Raw genomic sequence first — 24,441 nt, forward strand, 5'->3', positions numbered from 1 at the left:
TATCTCTTCACTTCTCGAAACAGGTACAGCCCAGCGTTAACCTTGTCACAAAGTCCCACTTACAAGGAGCAACAATGGCACTTCCTATCCTGTTTGATTGCGATCCAGGTCATGACGACGCTATCGCAATTGTTCTCGCCCTCGCCTCACCTGAACTGGATGTGAAAGCGATAACCTCATCTGCCGGTAACCAGACGCCCGACAAAACGCTGCGTAACGTATTACGCATGTTAACGTTACTCAACCGTACGGATATCCCAGTGGCCGGTGGCGCAGTGAAACCACTGATGCGCGATCTGATTATTGCCGATAACGTCCACGGTGAGAGTGGGCTGGATGGCCCCGCGCTGCCGGAACCCGCTTTTGCGCCACTTGACTGTACCGCTGTGGAACTGATGGCAAAAACCCTGCGGGACAGCCCGGAACCGGTGGCCATTGTCTCCACCGGGCCGCAAACTAACGTAGCATTGCTTCTGAATAGCCATCCTGAGCTGCACGCCAAAATCGCCCGTATCGTGATTATGGGCGGCGCAATGGGCCTCGGAAACTGGACCCCTGCCGCCGAGTTCAATATTTTCGTGGATCCTGAAGCCGCTGAAATCGTATTCCAGTCTGGCATTCCAGTGGTGATGGCTGGTCTGGACGTCACGCATAAAGCGCAAATACATCGCGAAGATACCGAACGATTCCGCGCTATCGGCAATCCCATTTCGACGATTGTTGCAGAACTACTCGACTTCTTCTTTGAATATCACAAAGATGAAAAGTGGGGATTCATCGGCGCACCGCTGCATGACCCATGCACCATTGCCTGGCTGCTGAAACCAGAACTGTTTACCACCGTTGATCGTTGGGTTGGCGTGGAGACTCAGGGTAAATATACCCAGGGAATGACCGTGGTGGACTACTACTTCCTGAGCGGCAATAAGCCAAACGCCACCGTGATGGTGGATGTTGATCGCCAGGGGTTTGTCGATTTGCTGGCAGAACGGCTGAAGTTTTACGCCTAATACACGCCGGATGGCGCTAACGCTGATCCAGCCTACAAAATCGTGCAATTTGTAGGCCGGATAAGACGCTTTGCGTCGCCATCCGGCAATAAGCGATTACGGCTCAAACGGTCGGCGCTGGAACTGATCGTGTCCGCATTTCGGACATAACGGCAGCACATCCGGGGTGTAAACCGCCAAATGGAAGTGGCACTTCTCGCAGACCAGATTACCTAATCCGACCACCTCGCCGCTGTGATAAACCCCGTGATGACTGAGGTCCTGGAACACTTCGCGCCATTCGAGCTGCGTTTTATCGGTAATATCGGCCAGTTCCTGCCAGATACTCTCTTTGATAACCCGCATAAAGACGCTGTCTGTCTCCTCATCGAGGCTTTCTTCATAGCTCAGAGCAAACTCTTCCAGGTCACGTCTGACTGCCCGGGTGACCTCTTCCACCTCGGTTCGCGTTAACTCCCCGGTCTGCATAACTCGTTGACGCGCCTGCTCCACCAACGCATCGATATCGCGTTCGCCATTACGCAGACGTTCGCTCAGTGAAGCCACCAGTTCACGGTAATATTGAGCAACCTTGTTCATCGCTTCGCCTCCTGGGTCGTTAACTGTCTATAATAATAGACGTTATTTACGCTACGCTTTGCAAGACTGTCCACAGAGTGTGTAAATTCGTGCAAGAATTATCCTTGCGGGAATTCAACGCTGAATGCGCGAAAGGCTGTTTTGGCGCGGGCGTTTGGGCTATGCTATGCGGATCTGAAACACCACATCTAGAGCTACGTTTGTAGCTGTATTGAAAACAGGACCACTGGCTGCCATGCAAGAGCAATACCGCCCGGAAGAGATAGAATCCAAAGTACAGCTTCACTGGGATGAGAAGCGCACATTTGAAGTTACCGAAGACGAGAGCAAAGAGAAGTATTACTGCCTGTCTATGCTTCCCTATCCTTCTGGTCGACTACACATGGGCCACGTACGTAACTACACCATCGGTGACGTGATCGCCCGCTACCAGCGTATGCTGGGCAAAAACGTACTGCAGCCAATTGGCTGGGATGCGTTCGGCCTGCCTGCGGAAGGCGCTGCGGTTAAAAATAACACCGCGCCGGCACCGTGGACGTACGACAACATCGCTTACATGAAAAACCAGCTCAAAATGCTGGGTTTCGGTTATGACTGGAGCCGTGAGCTGGCGACCTGCACCCCGGAATACTACCGCTGGGAACAGAAGTTCTTCACCGAGCTGTACAAAAAAGGCCTGGTGTACAAGAAAACCTCTGCGGTCAACTGGTGCCCGAACGACCAGACCGTTCTGGCGAACGAACAGGTTATCGACGGCTGCTGCTGGCGTTGCGATACCAAAGTTGAGCGTAAAGAGATCCCACAGTGGTTCATTAAAATCACCGCCTACGCTGACGAACTGCTGCGCGATCTGGATAACCTGGACCACTGGCCTGACACCGTTAAGACCATGCAGCGCAACTGGATTGGCCGTTCTGAAGGCGTGGAAATCACCTTTGATGTGAATGGTTATGAGAATACGCTGACCGTTTACACCACCCGCCCGGACACCTTTATGGGTGCGACCTACCTGGCCGTTGCCGCAGGTCATCCGCTGGCGCAGAAAGCCGCTGCAAATAATCCTGAACTGGCCGCCTTCATTGACGAATGCCGCAACACCAAGGTTGCAGAAGCTGAAATGGCGACCATGGAGAAAAAAGGCGTCGATACTGGCTTTAAAGCCGTTCACCCGCTGACTGGCGAAGAGATCCCCGTTTGGGCAGCAAACTTCGTCCTGATGGAATACGGTACGGGCGCAGTCATGGCCGTTCCGGGCCACGATCAGCGCGATTACGAATTTGCCACCAAATATGGCCTGACCATCAAGCCGGTAATTCTGACCGCTGAAGGCGCAGAGCCGGACCTGTCAGAACAGGCGCTGACCGAAAAAGGCGTGCTGTTTAACTCCGGTGAGTTTGACGGCCTCGACTTCGAAGCGGCCTTCAACGCCATTGCTGACAAGCTGGTAGCCAAAGGCGTGGGTGAGCGTAAAGTTAACTACCGTCTGCGTGACTGGGGTGTTTCCCGTCAACGTTACTGGGGTGCGCCGATTCCGATGGTGACGCTGGAAGACGGTACCGTACTGCCTACGCCAGAAGACCAGTTGCCGGTTATTCTGCCGGAAGACGTGGTTATGGACGGCATTACCAGCCCAATCAAAGCCGATCCGGAGTGGGCGAAAACCACCGTTAACGGTATGCCTGCCCTGCGTGAAACCGATACCTTCGATACCTTTATGGAGTCGTCCTGGTACTACGCGCGCTACACCTGCCCGCAGTATCAGGAAGGCATGCTGGATTCCGACGCCGCTAACTACTGGCTGCCGGTTGATATCTACATTGGCGGTATTGAACACGCCATCATGCACCTGCTCTACTTCCGCTTCTTCCACAAACTGATGCGCGATGCAGGCATGGTTAACTCTGATGAACCAGCTAAACAGCTGCTGTGTCAGGGGATGGTGCTGGCTGACGCGTTCTACTATGTTGGCGCAAACGGTGAACGTAACTGGGTTTCTCCGGTTGATGCCATCGTTGAGCGTGACGAAAAAGGTCGTATCGTTAAGGCGAAGGACGCAGAAGGCCATGAGCTGGTGTATACCGGCATGAGCAAAATGTCCAAGTCGAAAAATAACGGTATCGACCCGCAGGTTATGGTTGAACGCTACGGTGCTGACACCGTTCGTCTGTTCATGATGTTCGCTTCTCCGGCTGATATGACGCTCGAATGGCAGGAATCCGGCGTTGAAGGGGCAAACCGCTTCCTGAAACGTGTCTGGAAACTGGTTTACGAACATACTTCTCAGGGGGATGTTGCAGCCCTGAACGCCGATGCGCTGAGCGAAGATCAAAAAGCGCTGCGTCGCGACGTGCACAAAACTATTGCTAAAGTCACCGATGATATCGGTCGTCGTCAGACCTTTAACACCGCGATTGCGGCGATTATGGAGCTGATGAACAAGCTGGCGAAAGCACCGCAGGAAGACGAACAAGACAGAGCCCTGATGCAGGAAGCCTTGCTGGCTGTTGTACGCATGCTCAACCCGTTCACCCCGCACGTTTGCTTCACCCTGTGGCAGGCGCTGAAAGGCGAAGGCGATATCGACAACGCGCCGTGGCCGGTGGCGGACGAAGCGGCAATGGTTGAAGACTCAACGCTGGTTGTGGTCCAGGTAAACGGTAAAGTACGTGGAAAAATCACCGTTCCGGTAAACGCCACTGAAGAGCAGGTTCGTGAGCGTGCTGGCCAGGAGCAACTGGTAGCAAAATATCTTGATGGCGTTACCGTACGTAAAGTGATTTATGTACCGGGTAAACTCCTCAATCTGGTCGTTGGCTAAGCGCGGGAGGAAGCGTGCGACTTCTGACAACATTGTTGTTATCTCTGGCGGTGCTTGTCACCGCCGGGTGCGGCTGGCATCTGCGTAGTACTACGCAGGTTCCACCCTCAATGAAAACCATGATCCTGAACACTGGCGATCCGAACGGCCCGTTAAGCCGCGCGGTTCGTAATCAGCTACGTCTGAACGGCGTTACGCTGCTTGAAGACGGTACAATGCGTAAAGATGTGACGTCCTTACGCCTTGGCGCGGTCAGCATTTCGCAGGATACGGCATCGGTATTCCAGAACGGTCAAACGGCTGAATACCAGATGGTGATGTCCGTAAGCGCAACCGTGCTGATCCCAGGTCATGATATTTATCCAATCAGCGCCAAAGTTTATCGCTCGTTCTTTGACAACCCACAGGCTGCACTGGCGAAGGATAACGAGCAGGACATGATTATCAAAGAGATGTATGACAAAGCGGCTGAGCAGTTGATTCGTAAGCTGCCGAGCGTACATCTGGCCGATACTCAGTCATCCAATGCTGATGCTGAGCCTGCGGTGAATAAAGCCGCGACGCCTGCGTCATCTCCGGCGCGTGTTTCCACCACGCTGGGTAACTGATGCTCAAGTTGTACCCTGAACAACTCCGCGCACAGCTCGATGAAGGGCTGCGCGCGGCGTATTTACTCTTAGGTAACGATCCTCTCTTATTGCAGGAAAGCCAGGACGCCATCCGTCAGGCTGCAGCAACGCAAGGATTCGAAGAACACCATGCTTTCACTCTGGACAACAGCACCGACTGGGGAGAGATTTTTTCACTCTGCCAGGCGATGAGCCTGTTTGCCAGTCGTCAAACCCTGCTTTTGCAATTGCCAGAAAATGGCCCGAATGCCGCCATTAACGAACAGCTTGCTTCACTCGTCACTTTGCTACATGACGATCTGCTGTTGATTGTTCGCGGCAACAAACTCACCAGGGCGCAGGAAAACGGCGCATGGTATACCGGGCTGGCGAAAAACGCGGTTCAGGTTAGCTGCCAGACGCCGGAGCAAGCACAGCTCCCGCGCTGGGTCGCCGCCAGAGCAAAGCTTAACAATCTGCAACTGGATGACGCAGCCAATCAGCTGTTGTGCTATTGCTATGAAGGTAATCTGCTAGCACTGGCGCAAGCGCTGGAACGGCTAGCGCTGCTTTGGCCAGATGGCAAGCTAACGCTGCCTCGCGTGGAGAAAGCCGTTAATGATGCCGCGCACTTTACCCCGTTCCACTGGGTGGACGCGCTGCTGATGGGCAAAAGCAAACGCGCGCTGCACATTCTGCAGCAGCTACGCCTGGAAGGCAGTGAGCCGGTTATTTTGTTGCGTACGATACAGCGAGAGTTGCTGTTGCTGGTTAACTTAAAACGGCAGTCGGCCCATACGCCTTTGCGCTCGTTGTTTGATAAACACCGGGTGTGGCAGAATCGCCGGGGTATGATGGGCGATGCGCTAAACCGGCTGAACCCCGCGCAACTGCGTCAGGCGGTAACGCTGTTAACGCGTACGGAAATTACGCTTAAACAAGACTATGGTCAGTCAGTGTGGGCAGAACTTGAGGGACTTTCCCTTTTGCTCTGTCATAAATCGCTGGCCGATGTTTTTATTGATGGTTGATATGAAATCATTGCAGGCTCTGTTCGGTGGCACCTTTGATCCGGTGCATTATGGTCATCTTAAACCGGTTGAAATTCTGGCGAATCTGATTGGGCTTTCCCGGGTCATCATCATGCCCAATAACGTCCCGCCGCATCGTGCGCAACCTGAAGCGTCCGGTGAGCAACGTAAGCGTATGGTTGAACTGGCCATTGCTGACAAGCCGCTATTTTCCCTGGATGAACGCGAACTGAAACGCGATACCGCTTCCTACACCGCACAAACGCTAAAAGAGTGGCGCGAGGAGCAAGGCCCAAACGTGCCATTAGCGTTTATCATTGGTCAGGATTCACTGCTTACCTTCCCTTCCTGGCATGACTACCACACCATTCTGGGGAATACCCATCTTATCGTGTGCCGACGTCCGGGCTATCCGCTCGAAATGGCGCAGGAAAAACACCAGCAATGGCTGGAGGATCATCTGACCCATTCAGCAGATGACCTGCACAACCTGCCTTGCGGAAAAATTTACCTGGCCGAAACGCCGTGGTTTAACATCTCCGCCACGCTCATCCGTGAGCGTCTGGAAAAAGGCGAGCCGTGCGACGACCTGATGCCAGGCGCAGTGCTTGACTATATCAATCAGCAGGGATTGTACCGCTAAGCACCTTGCGTAAGGCCGTCAACAGGCGGTTATTCTCTTCCAGGCTGCGAACGGCTACCCGATAATAGCGCGCATCCAGCCCCGGATAATTAGCACAACTGCGAATCAGGACGTGTTGTTCCAGCAACGCGCGTTGCAAATCAATATCCGCGCAATCGCAGCGTAATAAACGATAATTTGCCCGGCCGGGATACGTCGTCAGGCCGGGCAATTCTTGCAGCTGTTGATCAAACCGCGCCCCCTCTTGTTCCAGCCACTTCCACGTTGCCTGCTGATATGCGCTATCGCGTAAGATAATCTCGCCTGCCAGGGCAGCAAACGTATTAATTGACCACGGCATTTGTCGGCTGCGCATTTGTGCAACGGCCTGCTCGTGACTGTTGACCAGATACCCCAGACGCAGCCCCGGTATCGCATAGAACTTGGTGAGAGAGCGCAGCACCCAAATATGTGGGTTATCCCGCAGCAGCGGAATAAACCCCGGCTCCCCGGCAATAAAATCGATAAAGGCTTCATCGAGGATCAGAGCGATCCCAAGCCGCTCACAACGTGCGGCAATCTCACGTAGCAGGCGGTTATCCGGTAGTAACCCGGTGGGATTGTTGGGCGTACAGAGAAACAGGCAGTCCAGCTCTGAGGTTAACGCATCGAGGATCGCATCGGTAAGCTGCCAGCCGTCGTCTTCGCGCAGCGCAAACTCATGGATCGTACAGTCTCCCCATTGCAGCGCCCGACGATATTCCGCAAACCCGGGCGTCACGATCATCGCGTGGCGTGGCTTCAGGCCATGCACCAGGGTAAAAATAGACTCGGTCTCGCCGTTTCCAGCCAGGATCCACGAGGCCGGAATCTGATGATGCTCCGCCAGCGCCGCATGCAGTTTAGCGTAATCGACATCCGGGTAACGCTCCGCGCAGTCCAGGTTGTCGATGATCGCGCGTTTTAAACTTGCCGGCATACCCAACGGATTAATATTCGCGCTAAAATCCAGCAAATGCTCAGGCGAGATGCCCAACAATTCGGCGGCTTCTCGGGTATTACCACCATGCGCGCTCTTCAATAAAGACATCGTGCCGCTCCACGTAAAAGAGGGTATTTTAGTGAAAAATCTCTGCGCAATCAGGGCAAACATCATATTTTGTGCGAATAGCCTGATGAGGAAAACATGAGACTCTGGTTAGTACGTCATGGAGAAACCGAAGCCAATGTCGCTGGTTTATACAGTGGCCACGCCCCCACACCGCTAACGGAACGGGGGATCGCTCAGGCGCAAACGCTGGGTAGGCTGTTACGCAATGTGCCTGTCGACAACGTTTTGTGCAGCGAGCTGGAACGCGCCCGCCATACAACACAGTTGGTCTTAGGGGATCGCGAGGTTGCGGTGCGCAATATGCCTGAACTCAATGAAATGTTTTTTGGTGACTGGGAAATGCGCCATCATCGCGATCTGGCGCGCGAAGACGCCGAAAACTACGCCGTGTGGTGTAACGACTGGCAGAATGCGACGCCCACAAATGGCGAAGGTTTTCAGGCATTTTCCCTGCGCGTGGAACGCTTCATTGCGCAACTCGCTGATTACAAAGCCTGCCAGAATCTGCTGGTGGTGAGTCATCAGGGCGTACTGAGCGTATTGATCGCCCGTCTGCTATCCATGCCAGCAGCGGCAATGTGGCATTTCCGCGTCGAACAAGGCTGCTGGAGCGCAATTGATTTTTGTGACGATTTTGCGGTTCTGAAAGTGCTCAACAGCCGTGCCGTATGGCACGACGGGGAGTGAAAGCGCTGTTTTTTATCTCGAAGGGGCTCTCTCCCATTGACACCCCATGACAGGCTGTTATTCTCCGCAACCTGACTTTTCCCGCCCTTCAGAGCTTTGCAGAAATTGTTTTACAAAAATGGCGATGCATTCTGTAGCGTGGGATGGGATGATAGCGCACTTCACAAGCGCTTTCGGAGACATTTGTCCCGATATCGCCTCTGGTTCAGGTATACTAACAGACGTTTTTAACTCTTTTCACCCAGGGGGAACACTTGCAGGGTAAAGCACTCCAGGATTTTGTAATCGACAAAATTGATGACCTGAAAGGTCAAGACATCATCGCCTTAGACGTTCAGGGCAAGTCCAGCATCACTGATTGCATGATTATCTGCACCGGCACATCCAGCCGTCACGTTATGTCTATCGCAGATCACGTTGTTCAGGAGTCCCGCACTGCTGGCCTGCTGCCGCTCGGCGTGGAAGGCGAGAATGTCGCTGACTGGATCGTCGTTGACCTCGGCGATGTGATTGTCCACGTGATGCAGGAAGAGAGTCGTCGCCTGTATGAACTGGAAAAACTCTGGAGTTAATGCGTGAAGCTGCAACTTGTCGCTGTGGGAACGAAAATGCCTGACTGGGTGCAAACCGGATTTACCGAGTATCTGCGTCGGTTTCCGAAAGATATGCCCTTTGAGCTGATCGAAATCCCGGCAGGAAAACGCGGCAAGAACGCGGACATTAAACGCATTCTCGACAAAGAGGGTGAGCAGATGCTGGCCGCAGCCGGCAAAAACCGCATCGTCACCCTTGATATCCCCGGGAAACCCTGGGATACGCCGCAGCTGGCGACCGAACTGGAGCGCTGGAAACTGGACGGTCGTGACGTCAGCCTGTTGATTGGCGGGCCAGAAGGGCTCTCTCCCGCCTGTAAAGCGGCAGCGGAACAAAGCTGGTCACTCTCTGCGTTAACCCTTCCTCACCCTCTTGTTCGGGTTCTGGTAGCGGAGAGTCTGTACAGGGCGTGGAGCATTACCACCAACCATCCTTATCACCGTGAGTGATCATTGATTCTTGAGTAGATTAAGCAGCGGATGAAACTACAGAATTCTTTTCGCGACTATTCGGCTGAGTCCGCGCTGTTTGTGCGCCGGGCGCTGGTCGCTTTTTTGGGGATTTTGCTGCTCACCGGCGTGCTGATCGCCAACCTTTATAATCTGCAAATCGTTCGCTTTACTGATTATCAGACTCGCTCGAACGAAAACCGTATCAAACTGGTCCCTATCGCGCCAAGTCGCGGCATCATTTATGACCGCAACGGCATTCCGCTCGCCCTTAACCGCACCATTTATCAGATAGAAATGATGCCGGAAAAGGTCGACAACATTCAGGATACGCTCGACGCGCTGCGTAACGTCGTAGACCTGACGGACGATGATATTGCCGCCTTTAAAAAAGAGCGCGCCCGTTCACACCGTTTCACCTCTATTCCGGTAAAAACCAACCTGACTGAAGTTCAGGTCGCACGGTTTGCCGTTAATCAATATCGCTTTCCGGGCGTCGAAGTTAAAGGCTATAAACGTCGCTATTACCCCTACGGCTCTGCGCTAACCCACGTGATTGGCTACGTATCGAAGATCAACGATAAAGACGTGGACCGCCTGGACAAAGACGGCAAGCTGGCTAACTACGCGGCGACGCACGACATCGGCAAGCTGGGTATTGAACGTTATTACGAAGACGTCCTTCACGGCCAGACCGGTTATGAAGAAGTTGAAGTGAACAACCGCGGCCGCGTCATTCGCCAGCTGAAAGAAGTGGCCCCGCAGGCCGGGCACGATATCTATCTCACTCTGGATTTGAAACTCCAGCAGTACATTGAAACGCTGCTGGCGGGCAGTCGTGCCGCCGTGGTGGTTACCGATCCGCGTACCGGTGGCGTTCTGGCGCTGGTATCCATGCCGAGCTACGACCCGAACCTGTTTGTAGATGGCATCTCCAGCAAAGATTACTCCGGGTTGCTCAATGATCCGAATACCCCATTAGTTAACCGCGCCACGCAGGGCGTTTACCCCCCTGCTTCGACGGTAAAACCTTACGTCGCTGTTTCTGCGTTAAGCGCAGGCGTCATTACCCGCAACACCGGCCTGTTCGATCCGGGCTGGTGGCAGCTACCGGGCTCTGAGAAACGTTACCGCGACTGGAAAAAGTGGGGGCACGGTCATCTGAACATCACCCGTTCTCTGGAAGAGTCCGCAGATACGTTTTTCTATCAAATCGCCTATGATATGGGGATAGACCGGCTTTCAGAGTGGATGAGCAAGTTTGGCTACGGCCAATACACGGGTATCGATCTTGCCGAAGAACGTTCCGGCAATATGCCAACCCGCGAGTGGAAGCAAAAACGGTTTAAAAAACCATGGTACCAGGGTGATACCATTCCCGTCGGCATCGGTCAGGGTTACTGGACTGCAACCCCTATCCAGATGAGTAAAGCGCTGATGATCCTTATCAACGACGGTTTGGTAAAAGTCCCGCATCTGCTGATGAGTACGGCAGAAGACGGCAAGCAGGTGCCGTGGGTACAGCCGCACGAACCGCCCGTTGGCGATATTCATTCCGGTTATTGGGAAATCGCGAAAGACGGTATGTATGGTGTCGCGAACCGCCCTAACGGGACTGCGCACAAGTATTTTGCTGGCGCGCCTTACAAAATTGCGGCGAAATCCGGTACCGCACAGGTCTTTGGCCTGAAAGCCAATGAAACCTATAACGCACATAAGATCGCCGAGCGTTTACGTGACCACAAGCTGATGACGGCCTTCGCCCCTTATGATAAACCCCAGGTCGCTGTCGCCATGATCCTTGAAAACGGCGGTGCGGGTCCGGCGGTGGGCACTATTATGCGCCAAATCCTTGACCACATTATGTTGGGCGACAACAACACCAATCTGCCTGCAGAAAACCCCGCGGTTGCAGCAGCGGAGGACCAATAATCGTGACGGATAATCCGAACAAAAAAACATTCTGGGACAAAATCCACATCGATCCCACCATGTTACTGATTTTGCTGGCTCTGCTGGTCTACAGCTCACTGGTCATCTGGAGCGCCAGCGGCCAGGATATTGGCATGATGGAGCGCAAGGTCGGTCAAATCGCAATGGGTCTGGTCATCATGGTCGTGATGGCGCAAATTCCGCCCCGGGTTTATGAGGGCTGGGCGCCCTATCTCTATATCTTCTGCATTATTCTGTTGGTGGCGGTAGACGCCTTCGGCGCCATTTCCAAAGGCGCGCAGCGCTGGCTGGATTTAGGTATTGTGCGTTTTCAGCCCTCAGAAATCGCCAAAATCGCCGTGCCACTGATGGTCGCGCGCTTTATTAACCGAGACGTTTGCCCGCCATCGCTAAAAAATACCGCCATTGCGCTGGTGCTGATTTTTATGCCCACGCTGCTGGTCGCAGCCCAGCCTGACCTCGGCACCTCAATTCTGGTTGCCCTTTCAGGTCTGTTTGTCCTGTTCCTTTCTGGTTTGAGCTGGCGCTTAATCGGCGTTGCGGTGGTTCTGGTCGCAGCGTTTATTCCGATACTGTGGTTCTTCCTGATGCATGATTATCAGCGTCAGCGCGTCATGATGCTGCTCGACCCGGAAACCGACCCGCTGGGCGCGGGCTATCACATCATTCAGTCTAAAATTGCTATTGGCTCTGGCGGGCTACGCGGCAAGGGCTGGCTGCATGGTACGCAGTCGCAGCTTGAGTTTTTACCGGAGCGCCACACGGACTTTATCTTCGCAGTCCTGGCGGAAGAGCTGGGTCTGGTGGGGATATTGATTCTGCTGACGCTGTACATTTTGCTGATTATGCGCGGATTATGGATCGCTGCTCGCGCGCAAACCACCTTTGGTCGCGTCATGGCGGGTGGCTTAATGTTGATATTATTCGTTTATGTCTTCGTAAATATTGGTATGGTGAGCGGTATTCTGCCCGTGGTTGGGGTTCCACTCCCACTGGTCAGTTACGGAGGCTCGGCACTTATCGTGCTGATGGCCGGGTTCGGGATTGTTATGTCGATCCACACCCATAGAAAAATGTTGTCGAAAAGCGTGTAAGGGGTACGCAATGCGTAAGCAGTGGCTTGGTATCTGCATCGCAGCAGGAATGCTCGCGGCGTGTTCGAGTGATGATGGTCAGCAACAGGTTGCTGTCGCGCCGCAGCCTGCGGTGTGTAATGGTCCGATTGTTGAAATCAGCGGGGCCGATCCGCGCTTTGAACCCCTGAACCCAACGGCGAATCAGGACTACCAGCGTGATGGTAAAAGCTACAAAATCGTCCAGGATCCCTCCCGCTTTAGTCAGGCCGGGCTCGCCGCTATTTATGATGCGGAACCCGGAAGCAATTTAACCGCGTCTGGCGAAGCGTTCGACCCGATGCAACTGACCGCTGCGCATCCGACGTTGCCAGTCCCAAGCTATGCCAGAATTACCAACCTGGCAAACGGCAGGATGATCGTCGTACGCATTAACGATCGCGGCCCTTATGGCAACGATCGCGTGATTTCACTTTCGCGTGCCGCTGCCGATCGTCTGAACACCTCCAACAACACCAAAGTACGTATCGACCCGATCATCGTCGCCCAGGATGGTTCCTTGTCGGGGCCGGGAATGGCTTGTACTACGGTCGCGAAACAAACTTATGCCCTGCCGGCACGTCCAGATTTAAGCGGTGGCGGCAATATGGGAAGCATGCCTTCGCCATCGGATGCAGGTCAGCCGCAAGGTGATATTCGTCCAATCAGCAATTCCACGCTGAAAAGCGATGATCCAACCGGCGCGCCAGTCAACAGCGGTGGATTCCTCGGTGCGCCGACCACGCTCGCAGCAGGTGTGCTGGAAGGCAGCGAGCCGACCCCGGCGCCACAACCGACTACCACCGCACCGGCAGCGACACCAGCAGCCGTCGCAGCACCTGCTCCAGCGGCAACCGCTAACGGACGCTACGTGGTGCAGGTTGGCGCTGTCAGCGAGCAGTCGCGCGCACAGCAGTATCAAAAGCGTTTAAGCCAGCAGTTTGGCGTCCCTGGCCGGGTAGTACAAAACGGCGCAGTCTGGCGTATCCAGATGGGGCCGTTCGCCAGCAAAACTGAAGCTTCCGCATTGCAGCAGCGTCTTCAATCCGAGGCGCAATTACAGTCCTTCATCACCGGCGTGTAATAACGTAAATCAGGTATCTGAACTGTCAGTTTCTGTAAATGACATTAACAAAGTCACGCGGAAAGTCAGATGCCTGCCAGTTATGCATTTGCTATAGTAGGGCACTTTTTTTAATTTCATCACGGACGTCGTAGTTCAGACCATGAAGACCACTTTTTCCGCTCGTTTCGTGCAGCGTATGGCGCTCACCGCGGCTCTCTGCGCAGCCTCTCTCTCTGCTGCCCATGCCGATGACCTGAATATTAAAACCATGATCCCGGGCGTTCCGCAGATCGATGCGGAGTCGTATATCCTGATTGATTACAATTCAGGTAAGGTTCTCGCAGAACAGAACGCCGATACTCGCCGCGATCCCGCCAGCCTGACCAAAATGATGACCAGCTACGTCATCGGCCAGGCGATGAAAGCCGGGAAATTCAAAGAAACCGATCTGGTTACCGTCGGTAATGACGCATGGGCTACGGGCAACCCGGTCTTCAAAGGTTCATCGCTGATGTTCCTTAAGCCAGGCATGCAGGTTCCTGTTTCTCAGCTGATCCGTGGCATTAACCTGCAATCCGGAAACGACGCGTGCGTGGCAATGGCGGACTTCGCCGCCGGTAGCCAGGATGCTTTCGTCGGACTGATGAACAGCTATGTGAATGCGCTGGGCCTGAAAAACACCCACTTCCAGACCGTTCATGGTCTTGATGCTGACGGCCAGTACAGCTCGGCTCGCGACATGGCGATGATTGGTCAGGCGCTAATTCGTGACGTGCCTAACGAATACTCTATCTATAAAGAAAAAGAGTTCACCTTTAACGGCATTCGTCAGCTAAACCGCAACGGCCTGCTGTGGGATAACAGCCTGAATGTCGACGGTATCAAAACCGGTCACACCGATAAGGCTGGCTATAACCTCGTTGCATCAGCAACTGAAGGCCAGATGCGTCTGATCTCCGCCGTCATGGGTGGTCGCACCTATAAAGGCCGCGAAACCGAAAGTAAAAAACTGCTGACCTGGGGCTTCCGTTTCTTCGAAACCGTCAACCCGCTGAAAGTAGGTAAAGAATTTGCCTCAGAACCTGCCTGGTTTGGTAACACCGATCGTGCGTCGTTAGGTGTTGATAAAGACGTCTATCTGACCATTCCACGCGGTCGCATGAAAGATCTGAAAGCAAGCTATGTGCTGAACACCACTGAACTGCACGCACCGCTGCAGAAAAATCAGGTTGTCGGTACTATCAACTTCCAGTTGGATGGCAAAACCATTGAGCAGCGCCCGCTGGTGGTTCTGCAGGAAATCCCTGAAGGCAACTTCTTTGGGAAAATCATTGATTACATTAAATTAATGTTCCATCACTGGTTTGGCTAAAAATCGAACACTTGAAAGTGTGATTTACGTCCCCATATACTAGGTATCCTGATAACTCCCACGCACTGTGGGAGTTATTATTTTTTGATGTAACGCCGGAGCTGACATGAAAACCAAACTTAACGAACTGCTTGAATTCCCTACTCCATTTACTTACAAAGTAATGGGGCAGGCGTTGCCTGAGCTGGTTGATCAGGTGGTTGAAGTGGTACAGCGCCATGCGCCAGGTGATTACTCTCCGACGGTAAAACCGAGCAGCAAAGGCAACTACCACTCGGTCTCTATCACCATCACTGCTACACACATTGAGCAGGTTGAAACGCTGTACGAAGAATTAGGTAACATCGATATCGTACGCATGGTGCTGTAAAAACCTGTCGGTTACCCGCTGCATCCCCGCTCGGGTAACCCCTCCCTCCTGTGATATACTTTTCCCCTCTTTAACATTCTCTACTCTGTGTGAGTATTTACGGAGATGCCGTTTTGTATCAGGATAAAATTCTGGTCCGCCAGCTCGGTCTTCAACCTTACGAGCCAGTCTCTCTGGCCATGCACGAATTTACCGATACCCGCGATGAAAACAGCCATGATGAAATCTGGCTGGTAGAGCATTATCCTGTCTTTACCCAGGGTCAGGCAGGTAAAGCAGAACACGTACTGATGCCCGGAGATATTCCGGTGATCCAGAGCGATCGTGGCGGCCAGGTGACCTACCACGGGCCGGGCCAGCAGGTCATGTATGTGCTGTTAAACCTGAAGCGTCGTAAACTTGGCGTTCGCGAACTGGTTACGCTGTTAGAGCAAACCGTCGTCAATACCCTGGCGGAAATCGGCATTGACGCTCACCCGCGAGCCGATGCGCCTGGCGTTTACGTTGGAGAGAAGAAAATCTGCTCTTTGGGGTTACGTATTCGTAAAGGATGTTCATTTCACGGCTTAGCGCTTAACGTGGATATGGACTTGTCGCCTTTCCTGCGTATCAATCCTTGTGGTTATGCCGGAATGGAGATGGCAAAAGTATCGCAGTGGGATAGCGCGGCCACCACTGAGAGCATTCGCCCACGCCTGCTGGCCAACATTCTGGCGCTGTTGGGTAACCCACCGCACGAATACGTTGCGGACTAAAAATGCGGTCATACTTTGCCACGGCATATGTTGTGGCAAATGGCACAAAACAACAACTATTTTACATTTTGCCAGCCTGTCAGGCTGCTTTCTGGCCCGTTTCAATGATATACTGCGTATCACTAATTCAAAAATAGTTGATAAATGCAACATTCCCTTGAATTGAAACGCTTTCCTTCGTAATTCGCAACTGGAACACGCAAGCTATGAGTAAACCCATTGTGATGGAACGCGGTGTTAAATACCGCGATGCCGATAAGATGGCTCTTATCCCGGTAAAAAATGTGGCAACAGAGCGTGAAGCCCTGCTGCGTAAACCGGAATGGATGAAAATAAAACTGCCAGCGGACTCCACTCGCATCCAGGGCATCAAAGCGGCAATGCGCAAAAATGGCCTGCACTCTGTCTGCGAAGAAGCTTCCTGCCCTAACCTGGCTGAATGTTTCAATCACGGCACTGCAACCTTTATGATCCTCGGCGCAATCTGTACCCGCCGTTGCCCATTCTGCGACGTTGCCCATGGCCGTCCGGTTGCTCCTGATGCTAACGAGCCGTTAAAACTGGCTCAGACAATTGCGGACATGGCGCTGCGCTATGTGGTCATTACCTCCGTTGACCGCGACGATCTGCGTGACGGCGGCGCCCAGCACTTTGCTGACTGCATCACCGCTATTCGTGAGAAAAGCCCGTCGATTAAAATCGAAACGCTGGTGCCTGACTTCCGTGGTCGTATGGATCGCGCGCTGGATATCCTCACCGCCACACCGCCGGACGTGTTTAACCACAACCTCGAAAACGTACCGCGTATTTATCGCAATGTACGCCCTGGGGCTGACTATAACTGGTCGCTGAAGCTTCTGGAACGTTTCAAGGAAGCACATCCGGAGATTCCGACCAAGTCGGGTCTGATGGTGGGTCTGGGCGAAACCAATGCTGAAATCATTGAGGTCATGCGCGACCTGCGCAGCCATGGCGTGACTATGCTGACGCTGGGGCAGTATTTACAGCCAAGCCGCCATCACCTGCCGGTGCAACGCTATGTAAGCCCGGATGAGTTCGATGAGATGAAAGCAGAAGCTATGGCTATGGGCTTTACCCATGCTGCGTGTGGTCCATTCGTTCGCTCTTCATACCATGCTGACATGCAAGCCAAAGGGCTGGAAGTGAAGTAATCGTGTAATAATCACTTACATATCAGCAATAAAAAAACCGGCAAATCGCCGGTTTTTTTTCATTCAGAGTTTGCAGTATGAGCATCATGCTCCTGACATTACTCTTTATGAGAAAGCTTCTCAGCCTGAACGCTACCATCAGCCTCTCTCTTGGCATCGGCATTATCGTCGTTCATCGCTTTCTTGAAGCCCTTGATTGCCGTTCCCAGGTCTCCACCCAGTGTACGTAACTTCTTGGTACCAAACAGCAGAACAACCAGTGCGGCAACCACCAGCAGTTTGGTAATACTAATCTCACCCATAGATACCTTCTTGACTTAAACCAGGCTGCATAAAGCGCCATATTAACCTGAGAATATTAACGGCCTTTCGACGCGCGCACACAATAGCAATCTGTAACAAGGTGAATCAAGCCTTGTTTAAAAAAACGTCATAATAATTGCGGTGGCGCAAAGCGTCGGTTACTTAATACCGGAAGTTGCGCCCTGACCTGCCTCACCCTCTCGCCGGAAACCTCGGCTATGATTAGCGCGGGCGTTTCTGCCGCTGCTGCAATGGTCACGCCTAAAGGATCGATAACCCGACTTTGGCCAATATTCTTGTTACCGCACTCTCCAGCCGCCACCAGATAACACGTGGCATCCAGCGCTCTTGCTGCCAAAAGTGTAGCCCAGTGATGCTCTTTTAACGATCCCCGCACCCAGGCCGCGGGTAAAACGAGGATTTCAGCCCCCTGCAGCGCGTGCGCCAGCGCCAGCTCGGGGAAGCGCAGGTCATAGCAGGTCATTAGCCCTACTTTTAATCCGTCTACGTCCAGCAGCGGCGCGATGGCGTCCCCTGCATCCACATTACGTGATTCTTGAATGGAAAAGGCGTCATAGAGATGTAATTTCGCGTAATGGGCCACAACCTGCCCTGCCCGTAATGCCACCAGCATGTTATAGGCACGACCAGGCACAGAGGGAACATGAATGGTCAGGATTGTTGTCATCTCATTTTGCGCACTTTCTCGCAACAAACGCGTCAGAAACCCACCTTCTAACAGTTGGGCTGATTTCACTGACATGTCAGGGTCAAAATCGTCACGCGCCAGCAATGCCTCCGGTAATACCAGTAGCGATGCTCCCTCGCCTGCTGCCTGAGACATCAGTAAGGCACAGGTTTCTGCATTTTTCTCCCATGAAGGGCCCACGGCAAATTGCCCTGCAGCAACGAACATATTCCCTCCAGAAAACTTTGTTAAGCTCGCCAACAACGATTATTCAGCGTTACACTCACTCTCTATACAATCAAATAGCAGGATTACGCAGTGTTACAACTCCTTTTAGCGGTTTTTATTGGTGGTGGTACAGGTAGCGTAGCAAGATGGATGCTGAGCATGCGGTTTAACCCGCTGCATCAGGCCATTCCATTCGGTACGCTGGCTGCAAACTTAATTGGGGCATTTATCATTGGTATGGGCCTGGCATGGTTTAATCGCATGACAAACATTGACCCAATGTGGAAGGTACTGATTACCACTGGCTTTTGCGGGGGACTAACAACATTTTCCACTTTCTCTGCAGAAGTGGTGTTTTTGCTACAGGAAGGACGCTTTGGTTGGGCTATGGTGAATGTGCTGGTGAATCTATTGGGGTCATTCGCGATGACCGCCCTCGCATTCTGGCTGGTTTCTGCCTCGCCCGCACATTAGAGCGAAAAAAACCCGCAATTAAGCGGGTTTTGAATGCTTGCTGTCGTATGCTTACAGAGCGATTACGTTTGCAGCAGAAGGGCCTTTGGCACCGTTAGTGATTTCGAACTCTACACGCTGACCTTCAGCCAGAGTTTTAAAACCATTGGTCTGGATTGCAGAGAAGTGTACGAACACGTCTTTGCTGCCATCTTCCGGAGTAATGAAACCGAATCCTTTGGACTCATTAAACCACTTAACGTTACCTTTAATCTTAGACATCAAAATTACCTTTACATGAAAAATAGACACAAATGCTGTGTCGGGTATCAGTACAACAATTGTGGTGCACTTTGTCCAGTCGAACTTTATCAAAAAGTGATAAATGTCGCGTTATTTTTCAGTTAAACTTCATAACAATATGTTTTTAAAAGTATTTTTAATAAACCACCTGACAATACAGGTAGTCTATCAAAACTGGAAACGCATCCAGGCAAAGTAGACGTTGCCGTTGTTATACGTTCCTGGAATGTAGGTCATCTGAAACGTTGCCGGACCATAGCCAATTGATGCCAGCGGTAACAGCACGGGTACAGGAATGTAGTTCCAGTTATCACGCGCGGTAAAACCGGCGGTAAAACCGAGACCTGTATGGAAGTTTTCATCGGCCAGCGGCCGCCAGGTTTTTTCCCAGCCATAGCCGCCGATCGGTTCCCATTTATTGTAGGAATCCTTAAAGGCCATTATATAGAGCCCGTGCCAGTTACCTTTATCATCCCAACGGGATTGGCCAAATCCTGCCCCCCATGGGCGTTCATTGTAGCGATCCGTTTTGTCTTTATCGTAGGCAAAACGTGCATGCCAGGTAATAGCAGGTACATACAGATCATAATGTTCCGGCTGCTGCCAGGTCTCACTGACATTATCTTTAAAAGTAGCGAACCAGCCTTTGTCTTCAGCAGCACCCTGGGGAATGAAAGCTAACTGAATAAAAAGAAATGAAAAAATGAGAAAATATCGTTTAGCGACAATCACAACTTAATTACCATCCTGGGATTTATTATTAATTATAGCAAACCCAACCTTAATGTTAGCTTAACAAAAAAACGCAGATAAAAAATCAGAATATTCCTCAGCTTATAAATTTTAAGATAATTATCCCTTTATTTATTGAGTCATTTCATAGGAACAATTTTCTCTTTATTGCCAATAAATAGCTCTTCCCTCCAGAAAACGCCAAATAAGACAACAACAAAATAACAATTAATTATCAATATTACCACAAAACAGACACGCCAACGCCGCGCTTCACAGTTTTTTATTGTGAGATTCTTTTTTAACCACGATGCTGAAAAAATGGCTTAGCCATCGCTTGAATCCGTATTTTTATTGATTTCAATCAGCAAGAGTTATCGTTTTATTAGGCACATTCTGTCACCACTTTTTACTTTTTTTAGTTTTTTTACTTTCTGGGCAGCAATGCGACAGGGGAAACAATGTTGACATTTATTGAACTCCTTATTGGAGTTGTGGTTATTGTGGGTGTAGCGCGCTACATCATTAAAGGTTATTCCGCGACAGGCGTACTGTTTGTTGGCGGTCTGGTTTTACTGATTATCAGTGCGCTGATGGGTCATAAAGTTCTGCCTTCCAGCGCAGCAACGACGGGCTATACGGCAACAGACATTGTTGAATATATTAAAATTTTGCTGATGAGCCGCGGTGGCGATCTCGGCATGATGATTATGATGCTGTGTGGTTTTGCCGCCTATATGACCCATATTGGCGCGAACGATATGGTAGTTAAGCTGGCCTCCAAACCGCTGCAATATATCAACTCACCTTATCTGTTGATGATTGCCGCCTATTTTGTCGCCTGCCTGATGTCGCTGGCAGTCTCGTCAGCTACCGGCCTGGGCGTATTGCTGATGGCAACGCTGTTCCCGGTGATGGTTAACGTTGGGATCAGCCGTGGCGCCGCGGCGGCCATTTGTGCCTCTCCCGCTGCAATCATCCTTTCTCCTACATCCGGTGATGTGGTGCTGGCTGCCAAAGCTGCGGAAATGCCGCTGATCGATTTCGCGTTTAAAACCACGCTGCCCATTTCCATTGCCGCCATCATTGCTATGGCGATTGCCCACTTTTTCTGGCAGCGTTATCTGGATAAAAAAGAGAACATTTCTCATGAAATGTTAGATGTGGCTGAAATCACCACTACCGCCCCTTCGTTTTACGCAATCCTGCCGTTTACCCCGATCGTTGGCGTCCTGATTTTCGATGGTAAATGGGGTCCACAGCTGCATATTATTACAATTCTGGTGCTGTGCATGCTCATCGCTGCGGTCCTGGAGTTCGTTCGCGGATTCAACACCCAGAAGGTTTTCTCTGGCCTGGAAGTCGCCTACCGTGGCATGGCGGATGCCTTTGCTAACGTGGTAATGCTGTTAGTCGCGGCGGGGGTTTTTGCCCAGGGTCTGAGCACAATCGGCTTTATCCAGAGTCTGATCTCTATCGCTACCTCGTTTGGCTCAGCAAGCATTATTCTGATGATGGTGCTGGTGATCCTGACGATGCTGGCAGCAATGACTACAGGCTCCGGTAACGCCCCGTTCTATGCCTTCGTTGAGATGATCCCTAAGCTGGCACATTCTTCCGGCATTAACCCGGCTTATCTTGTTATCCCGATGCTGCAGGCATCAAACCTTGGGCGCACAATTTCCCCGGTTTCCGGCGTGGTTGTGGCTGTCGCAGGCATGGCAAAGATTTCTCCGTTCGAAGTGGTGAAACGTACCTCGGTTCCGGTCCTGGTTGGACTACTGGTGGTGATTATCGCCACTGAAGTGATGGTACCTGGCTCTTCTTCGGCCGTCGTTGGCGGCTGACACTCAGCTAAATGTAGGCCGGATAAGGCGTTTACGCCGCATCCGGCATTTCAACCCGTTGCCGGATGGCGATGCTAAAGCATCTTATCCGGCCTACGTCAGAAATCAGCATTTAGCCGCCGTGATAAATACGCTGCGGCCTGCCTACCTTACCGTGAATAATCTCCGCAATAATCAAATGACGGCTGGCGCAGTATTCCAGGTAACGCCTGGAAGTTGTACGGCTGATAGTGAGCGCCTGAGCGATCGTTTCCGCAGTATGATGTACCGTCGGATCGGCAAATAATTTCAACACCGCATTCAGCGTTAAGGCGTCAATGCCGGTCGGCAAATCGCCTTTCGGCTCGCCGCGCGCGTAGGCATTGAACATTTCATCAATCTGCTTTTGGCTGGCACTGTCATTACCGGCCAGCATGCGTCTGCGCTGTTGATAGCGCGTCAGCGTCTGTCCCAGACGCTCGTAGGCAATGGGTTTGACCAGGTAATCGAACGCGCCGCTGCGCACAGCCTCGGAGACCGTTTCCATGTCGCTGGCCGCCGTGGTAAACACCACGCCCCCCGGATATCGCGCCTGGGTTAGCTCATGCAACAACGTAATTCCCTTGCCGTCCGGCAAGTAGTTGTCGAGCAGTATCAGACCGGGCTTAAAACGCTCAATCATCATCCTCGCCTGCGCAAGATTACCCGCCAGCCATATCTGGCTAAAGCCCGGTATATGGCGGATATATTCAGCATGCATTTCCGCCAGTAGCGTTTCATCCTCAACGATCAACAGCGTTAATGGTTCCGTCATTATTTTTTTTCACTTTCGGAAGAAATAAAGAAAATAAAGTGCCGCAGGGAGTGTTATCTTCGAGCGTAATCACCCCGTTACAGCGCCTCACATAACTTGCAATCAGATACAAACCGATGCCATGTTCACCGGGTTCATCGGTACGGGTGCTCACACCCTGCTCAAATATTTTTTCACGCAATGCTTCCGGTACACCGCATCCCTGATCGGCAACTTCGATGATCACGTCATCTCCTTCATCGCTTAAATAGAGCTCGACGACCTTGTTGCCTTGCTGGGTGCGCAAGCTCGCTTCAAATGCATTATCAAGCAGATTGCCAACAATTGCTGCAAACTCTGTGCTGTCCAGCCCCTCGGGAAGTTGATGCAGTTGGCTGCCTGGAACGATGGTCATGGTAAGGCCCAACTCCCGCGCGCGCTGCACCTTGCCAAATAACAGACCGGCTACCTGACGATCGGCAAACGCGCCGCGCAGGCTGTCAATCAGTTGCTGCTGTGCCTGTGACTCCCCCTGCACCATTGCCAGTACCCGATCATATTCTTTCATTTGCAGCAGGCCGTTAATGGTCGACATCCAGTTCAGGTGCTCATGACGCAGCGTCCTCAGGCTCTCTACATACTGTTTGATCTGCGTTAATTGCGCATTAAGGGTAGCAATTTCATCTTTACTACGAAAACTGATGATTGCTCCAAGCAGTTCATCGCCGGAGCGAATCGCCTCACGGTTAGCGATAACGCTCAGGCCATTAAAGTTCACCATCGCGTCCTGTCGTTGTTCCGCAATCTGCTGGATGAAAAAGTCAGCCGGCTGAACCACCTCACTCACCGGTTTTCCCAGCCACTTTCGCCCAGGCGAAGACAGCCCCAGCATTTTCCTCGCGCTGCGGTTTATGGCGGTGATATACCCATCAGGATCCACGGCGATCAATCCTTCATACACCGAGCTAAATAGCGCTTCCTGCTGACGCACCACCCGCGCGATTTGTTTGGGCTCCATCCCCAGCATCTGCCGTCGAATATGGGCGGCAAAAAACCAGGAGAGCAGCATAAGTACCAGCAACAGCAGGATAAACACGCCTGCCATTGGGAGTAAGAAGTCAGAGCGCCAGCTATCAATTTTACTGATCAGATAGCCAATTGAGACCACGCCAATGATTTTGCCATCGTCATCAAAGATGGGCGTTTTGGCACGCATCGCCATCCCGATTGACCCTTTGCCGGTAATAAAGTAACTCTCCCCTTTTTCCAGCGCGCCGGGTTTCGTGAACTGCATCGGGTAGCCAATTTTTTCCGGATTCGGATGATAAAGACGGATAGAGTGGGTATCTCCGATAACCACATAGTCGAAGTCTGTCCCGCTCTGCAGTTTATCGGCAATGGTCGCCAGACGCTTGTAATCACGATGCTTCACCGCCGTGATGATACTGTCGTTAGAGGCGATGATTTTGGCCTGATTCATCGCCATATCGCGGACATGCGTTGCCAGATAATCTTCAAAGCTGGCGGTGAAGTATTGTGCTAACGCGGCGATAATAAAAACAGAAACGACCAAAATAAGCAGAAAGATACGCAGTGGAAACGCCAGACTGCGAAAAAAAGGAAACCGTGTTTTATTTTTCTGCTTTGCCATATTTCTTCCTCAGCGACGTTATCCGAAACTTATTTTTTATTGTAGTTGTAATGAAAATGTTTTATTTACAAGTCACGGTATAAAACAGGATCGTTGCAGATTCCCCACCTTAAATCAATTAAACAAATTAAAACCACACGCTATTTCGGAGTTAA

The 24,441-nt window shown here is 52.0% G+C and carries 25 protein-coding genes; 17 read left to right on the forward strand and 8 right to left on the reverse strand.

Going from position 1 to position 24,441, the window contains the following annotated elements:
- The first annotated feature begins 74 nt into the window (after window positions 1-74).
- A complete protein-coding gene (gene rihA / locus OGV80_RS18855) occupies window positions 75-1,010 on the forward strand; it encodes a pyrimidine-specific ribonucleoside hydrolase RihA (RefSeq protein WP_286515498.1) in 936 nt (311 codons plus the stop codon).
- A 96-nt stretch (window positions 1,011-1,106) separates the two neighbouring features.
- Here rihA and OGV80_RS18860 read toward each other — a convergent pair whose 3' ends face one another.
- The gene (locus OGV80_RS18860) at window positions 1,107-1,589 is read right to left on the reverse strand and encodes a zinc ribbon-containing protein (protein ID WP_006685521.1); all 483 of its coding nucleotides are present in this window, start codon (window positions 1,587-1,589) and stop codon (window positions 1,107-1,109) included.
- 235 nt (window positions 1,590-1,824) lie between these two features.
- On the opposite strand from OGV80_RS18860, the gene leuS reads away from it, so the two are divergent.
- The 4 genes from leuS to nadD are packed head-to-tail and all read left to right on the forward strand — an operon-like array spanning window position 1,825 to window position 6,689.
- Complete coding sequence (gene leuS, locus OGV80_RS18865; protein ID WP_286515500.1) at window positions 1,825-4,407, forward strand: leucine--tRNA ligase; 2,583 nt, start codon at window positions 1,825-1,827, stop codon at window positions 4,405-4,407.
- A gap of 14 nt (window positions 4,408-4,421) precedes the next feature.
- Complete coding sequence (lptE, locus tag OGV80_RS18870; RefSeq protein ID WP_047412692.1) at window positions 4,422-5,015, forward strand: LPS assembly lipoprotein LptE; 594 nt, start codon at window positions 4,422-4,424, stop codon at window positions 5,013-5,015.
- Window positions 5,015-6,046: a DNA polymerase III subunit delta gene (holA, locus tag OGV80_RS18875; protein ID WP_043015573.1), complete on the forward strand. Its 1,032-nt coding sequence runs from the start codon at window positions 5,015-5,017 to the stop codon at window positions 6,044-6,046. The genes lptE and holA overlap by 1 nt, the downstream gene beginning before the upstream one ends.
- A 1-nt stretch (window position 6,047) precedes the next feature.
- Window positions 6,048-6,689: a nicotinate-nucleotide adenylyltransferase gene (nadD, locus tag OGV80_RS18880; RefSeq protein WP_087051702.1), complete on the forward strand. Its 642-nt coding sequence runs from the start codon at window positions 6,048-6,050 to the stop codon at window positions 6,687-6,689.
- On the opposite strand, the gene cobD is transcribed toward nadD, so the two are convergent.
- Window positions 6,664-7,758 carry a threonine-phosphate decarboxylase CobD gene (gene cobD, locus OGV80_RS18885; RefSeq protein ID WP_100194091.1) on the reverse strand — a complete coding sequence of 365 codons (1,095 nt, stop codon included), beginning with the start codon at window positions 7,756-7,758 and terminating at the stop codon, window positions 6,664-6,666. The genes nadD and cobD overlap by 26 nt on opposite strands.
- Before the next feature lie 96 nt (window positions 7,759-7,854).
- Here cobD and OGV80_RS18890 point away from each other — a divergent pair, with 96 nt between their 5' ends.
- From OGV80_RS18890 to lipA, 10 genes are all read left to right on the forward strand, one after another.
- Window positions 7,855-8,466 carry an adenosylcobalamin/alpha-ribazole phosphatase gene (locus OGV80_RS18890; protein WP_047412698.1) on the forward strand — a complete coding sequence of 204 codons (612 nt, stop codon included), beginning with the start codon at window positions 7,855-7,857 and terminating at the stop codon, window positions 8,464-8,466.
- Between the two features lie 254 nt (window positions 8,467-8,720).
- A complete protein-coding gene (gene rsfS / locus OGV80_RS18895) occupies window positions 8,721-9,038 on the forward strand; it encodes a ribosome silencing factor (RefSeq protein ID WP_003022728.1) in 318 nt (105 codons plus the stop codon).
- A gap of 3 nt (window positions 9,039-9,041) precedes the next feature.
- Window positions 9,042-9,509 carry a 23S rRNA (pseudouridine(1915)-N(3))-methyltransferase RlmH gene (gene rlmH / locus OGV80_RS18900; protein WP_003022725.1) on the forward strand — a complete coding sequence of 156 codons (468 nt, stop codon included), beginning with the start codon at window positions 9,042-9,044 and terminating at the stop codon, window positions 9,507-9,509.
- A 30-nt stretch (window positions 9,510-9,539) separates the two neighbouring features.
- Entirely contained in the window at window positions 9,540-11,441 is a 1,902-nt protein-coding gene (gene mrdA, locus OGV80_RS18905; RefSeq protein ID WP_043015570.1) for a peptidoglycan DD-transpeptidase MrdA, read from the forward strand.
- Window positions 11,442-11,443: 2 nt separating this feature from the next.
- On the forward strand, window positions 11,444-12,556 hold the full coding sequence (gene mrdB / locus OGV80_RS18910; protein ID WP_006685529.1) for a peptidoglycan glycosyltransferase MrdB: 1,113 nt from the start codon (window positions 11,444-11,446) through the stop codon (window positions 12,554-12,556).
- Window positions 12,557-12,566: 10 nt separating this feature from the next.
- Window positions 12,567-13,658 carry an endolytic peptidoglycan transglycosylase RlpA gene (gene rlpA / locus OGV80_RS18915; RefSeq protein ID WP_286515503.1) on the forward strand — a complete coding sequence of 364 codons (1,092 nt, stop codon included), beginning with the start codon at window positions 12,567-12,569 and terminating at the stop codon, window positions 13,656-13,658.
- Between the two features lie 142 nt (window positions 13,659-13,800).
- A complete protein-coding gene (dacA, locus tag OGV80_RS18920; RefSeq protein ID WP_003022711.1) occupies window positions 13,801-15,012 on the forward strand; it encodes a D-alanyl-D-alanine carboxypeptidase DacA in 1,212 nt (403 codons plus the stop codon).
- 106 nt (window positions 15,013-15,118) lie between these two features.
- Window positions 15,119-15,382, forward strand: coding sequence for a DUF493 family protein YbeD (ybeD, locus tag OGV80_RS18925; RefSeq protein WP_003022706.1), 264 nt, complete (start codon window positions 15,119-15,121; stop codon window positions 15,380-15,382).
- A gap of 113 nt (window positions 15,383-15,495) precedes the next feature.
- Window positions 15,496-16,137 (forward strand): lipoyl(octanoyl) transferase LipB, encoded by a 642-nt coding sequence (gene lipB / locus OGV80_RS18930; protein WP_042309816.1) that lies wholly within the window; start codon window positions 15,496-15,498, stop codon window positions 16,135-16,137.
- 206 nt (window positions 16,138-16,343) lie between these two features.
- On the forward strand, window positions 16,344-17,309 hold the full coding sequence (gene lipA, locus OGV80_RS18935) for a lipoyl synthase (RefSeq protein ID WP_003022702.1): 966 nt from the start codon (window positions 16,344-16,346) through the stop codon (window positions 17,307-17,309).
- 98 nt (window positions 17,310-17,407) lie between these two features.
- Here the strand turns inward: lipA and tatE are convergent, their stop codons facing one another.
- Window positions 17,408-17,611 (reverse strand): twin-arginine translocase subunit TatE, encoded by a 204-nt coding sequence (tatE, locus tag OGV80_RS18940; protein WP_200000305.1) that lies wholly within the window; start codon window positions 17,609-17,611, stop codon window positions 17,408-17,410.
- Window positions 17,612-17,739: 128 nt separating this feature from the next.
- Window positions 17,740-18,528, reverse strand: coding sequence for a deaminated glutathione amidase (locus OGV80_RS18945; RefSeq protein WP_087051573.1), 789 nt, complete (start codon window positions 18,526-18,528; stop codon window positions 17,740-17,742).
- A gap of 90 nt (window positions 18,529-18,618) precedes the next feature.
- Between OGV80_RS18945 and crcB the strand changes: the two genes are divergently transcribed.
- The gene (gene crcB, locus OGV80_RS18950; RefSeq protein ID WP_043015566.1) at window positions 18,619-19,002 is read left to right on the forward strand and encodes a fluoride efflux transporter CrcB; all 384 of its coding nucleotides are present in this window, start codon (window positions 18,619-18,621) and stop codon (window positions 19,000-19,002) included.
- A gap of 51 nt (window positions 19,003-19,053) precedes the next feature.
- Here crcB and cspE read toward each other — a convergent pair whose 3' ends face one another.
- Both cspE and pagP read right to left on the reverse strand, forming a co-directional pair.
- The gene (gene cspE, locus OGV80_RS18955) at window positions 19,054-19,263 is read right to left on the reverse strand and encodes a transcription antiterminator/RNA stability regulator CspE (protein WP_000034825.1); all 210 of its coding nucleotides are present in this window, start codon (window positions 19,261-19,263) and stop codon (window positions 19,054-19,056) included.
- Window positions 19,264-19,452: 189 nt separating this feature from the next.
- On the reverse strand, window positions 19,453-20,016 hold the full coding sequence (gene pagP / locus OGV80_RS18960; protein ID WP_043015565.1) for a lipid IV(A) palmitoyltransferase PagP: 564 nt from the start codon (window positions 20,014-20,016) through the stop codon (window positions 19,453-19,455).
- Window positions 20,017-20,477: 461 nt separating this feature from the next.
- Here pagP and dcuC point away from each other — a divergent pair, with 461 nt between their 5' ends.
- A complete protein-coding gene (dcuC, locus tag OGV80_RS18965; protein WP_043015564.1) occupies window positions 20,478-21,863 on the forward strand; it encodes an anaerobic C4-dicarboxylate transporter DcuC in 1,386 nt (461 codons plus the stop codon).
- A gap of 112 nt (window positions 21,864-21,975) precedes the next feature.
- Here dcuC and dpiA read toward each other — a convergent pair whose 3' ends face one another.
- Both dpiA and dpiB read right to left on the reverse strand, forming a co-directional pair.
- Complete coding sequence (gene dpiA, locus OGV80_RS18970) at window positions 21,976-22,656, reverse strand: two-component response regulator DpiA (RefSeq protein WP_003831279.1); 681 nt, start codon at window positions 22,654-22,656, stop codon at window positions 21,976-21,978.
- Window positions 22,625-24,286 carry a sensor histidine kinase DpiB gene (gene dpiB / locus OGV80_RS18975; RefSeq protein WP_047412709.1) on the reverse strand — a complete coding sequence of 554 codons (1,662 nt, stop codon included), beginning with the start codon at window positions 24,284-24,286 and terminating at the stop codon, window positions 22,625-22,627. Before dpiB ends, dpiA begins: the two co-directional genes overlap by 32 nt.
- Between the last annotated feature and the right edge of the window lie 155 nt (window positions 24,287-24,441).

Origin of the sequence: Citrobacter sp. Ce119 (assembly GCF_030334525.1) — a bacterium.
Taxonomy (GTDB): Bacteria; Pseudomonadota; Gammaproteobacteria; order Enterobacterales; family Enterobacteriaceae; genus Citrobacter; species Citrobacter europaeus.

Bases quoted from the DNA above. Each gene is read 5' to 3' on its own strand.
- OGV80_RS18890 (WP_047412698.1), top strand. From the start codon at position 7,855: ATGAGACTCTGGTTAGTACGTCATGGAGAAACCGAAGCCAATGTCGCT.
- nadD (WP_087051702.1), top strand. From the start codon at position 6,048: ATGAAATCATTGCAGGCTCTGTTCGGTGGCACCTTTGATCCGGTGCAT.
- OGV80_RS18945 (WP_087051573.1), bottom strand. From the start codon at position 18,528: ATGTTCGTTGCTGCAGGGCAATTTGCCGTGGGCCCTTCATGGGAGAAA.
- dpiB (WP_047412709.1), bottom strand. From the start codon at position 24,286: ATGGCAAAGCAGAAAAATAAAACACGGTTTCCTTTTTTTCGCAGTCTG.
- cobD (WP_100194091.1), bottom strand. From the start codon at position 7,758: ATGTCTTTATTGAAGAGCGCGCATGGTGGTAATACCCGAGAAGCCGCC.
- OGV80_RS18860 (WP_006685521.1), bottom strand. From the start codon at position 1,589: ATGAACAAGGTTGCTCAATATTACCGTGAACTGGTGGCTTCACTGAGC.
- cspE (WP_000034825.1), bottom strand. From the start codon at position 19,263: ATGTCTAAGATTAAAGGTAACGTTAAGTGGTTTAATGAGTCCAAAGGA.
- leuS (WP_286515500.1), top strand. From the start codon at position 1,825: ATGCAAGAGCAATACCGCCCGGAAGAGATAGAATCCAAAGTACAGCTT.
- dpiA (WP_003831279.1), bottom strand. From the start codon at position 22,656: ATGACGGAACCATTAACGCTGTTGATCGTTGAGGATGAAACGCTACTG.
- holA (WP_043015573.1), top strand. From the start codon at position 5,015: ATGCTCAAGTTGTACCCTGAACAACTCCGCGCACAGCTCGATGAAGGG.
- rihA (WP_286515498.1), top strand. From the start codon at position 75: ATGGCACTTCCTATCCTGTTTGATTGCGATCCAGGTCATGACGACGCT.
- rlpA (WP_286515503.1), top strand. From the start codon at position 12,567: ATGCGTAAGCAGTGGCTTGGTATCTGCATCGCAGCAGGAATGCTCGCG.
- dcuC (WP_043015564.1), top strand. From the start codon at position 20,478: ATGTTGACATTTATTGAACTCCTTATTGGAGTTGTGGTTATTGTGGGT.
- ybeD (WP_003022706.1), top strand. From the start codon at position 15,119: ATGAAAACCAAACTTAACGAACTGCTTGAATTCCCTACTCCATTTACT.
- lipA (WP_003022702.1), top strand. From the start codon at position 16,344: ATGAGTAAACCCATTGTGATGGAACGCGGTGTTAAATACCGCGATGCC.
- tatE (WP_200000305.1), bottom strand. From the start codon at position 17,611: ATGGGTGAGATTAGTATTACCAAACTGCTGGTGGTTGCCGCACTGGTT.
- dacA (WP_003022711.1), top strand. From the start codon at position 13,801: ATGAAGACCACTTTTTCCGCTCGTTTCGTGCAGCGTATGGCGCTCACC.
- mrdA (WP_043015570.1), top strand. From the start codon at position 9,540: ATGAAACTACAGAATTCTTTTCGCGACTATTCGGCTGAGTCCGCGCTG.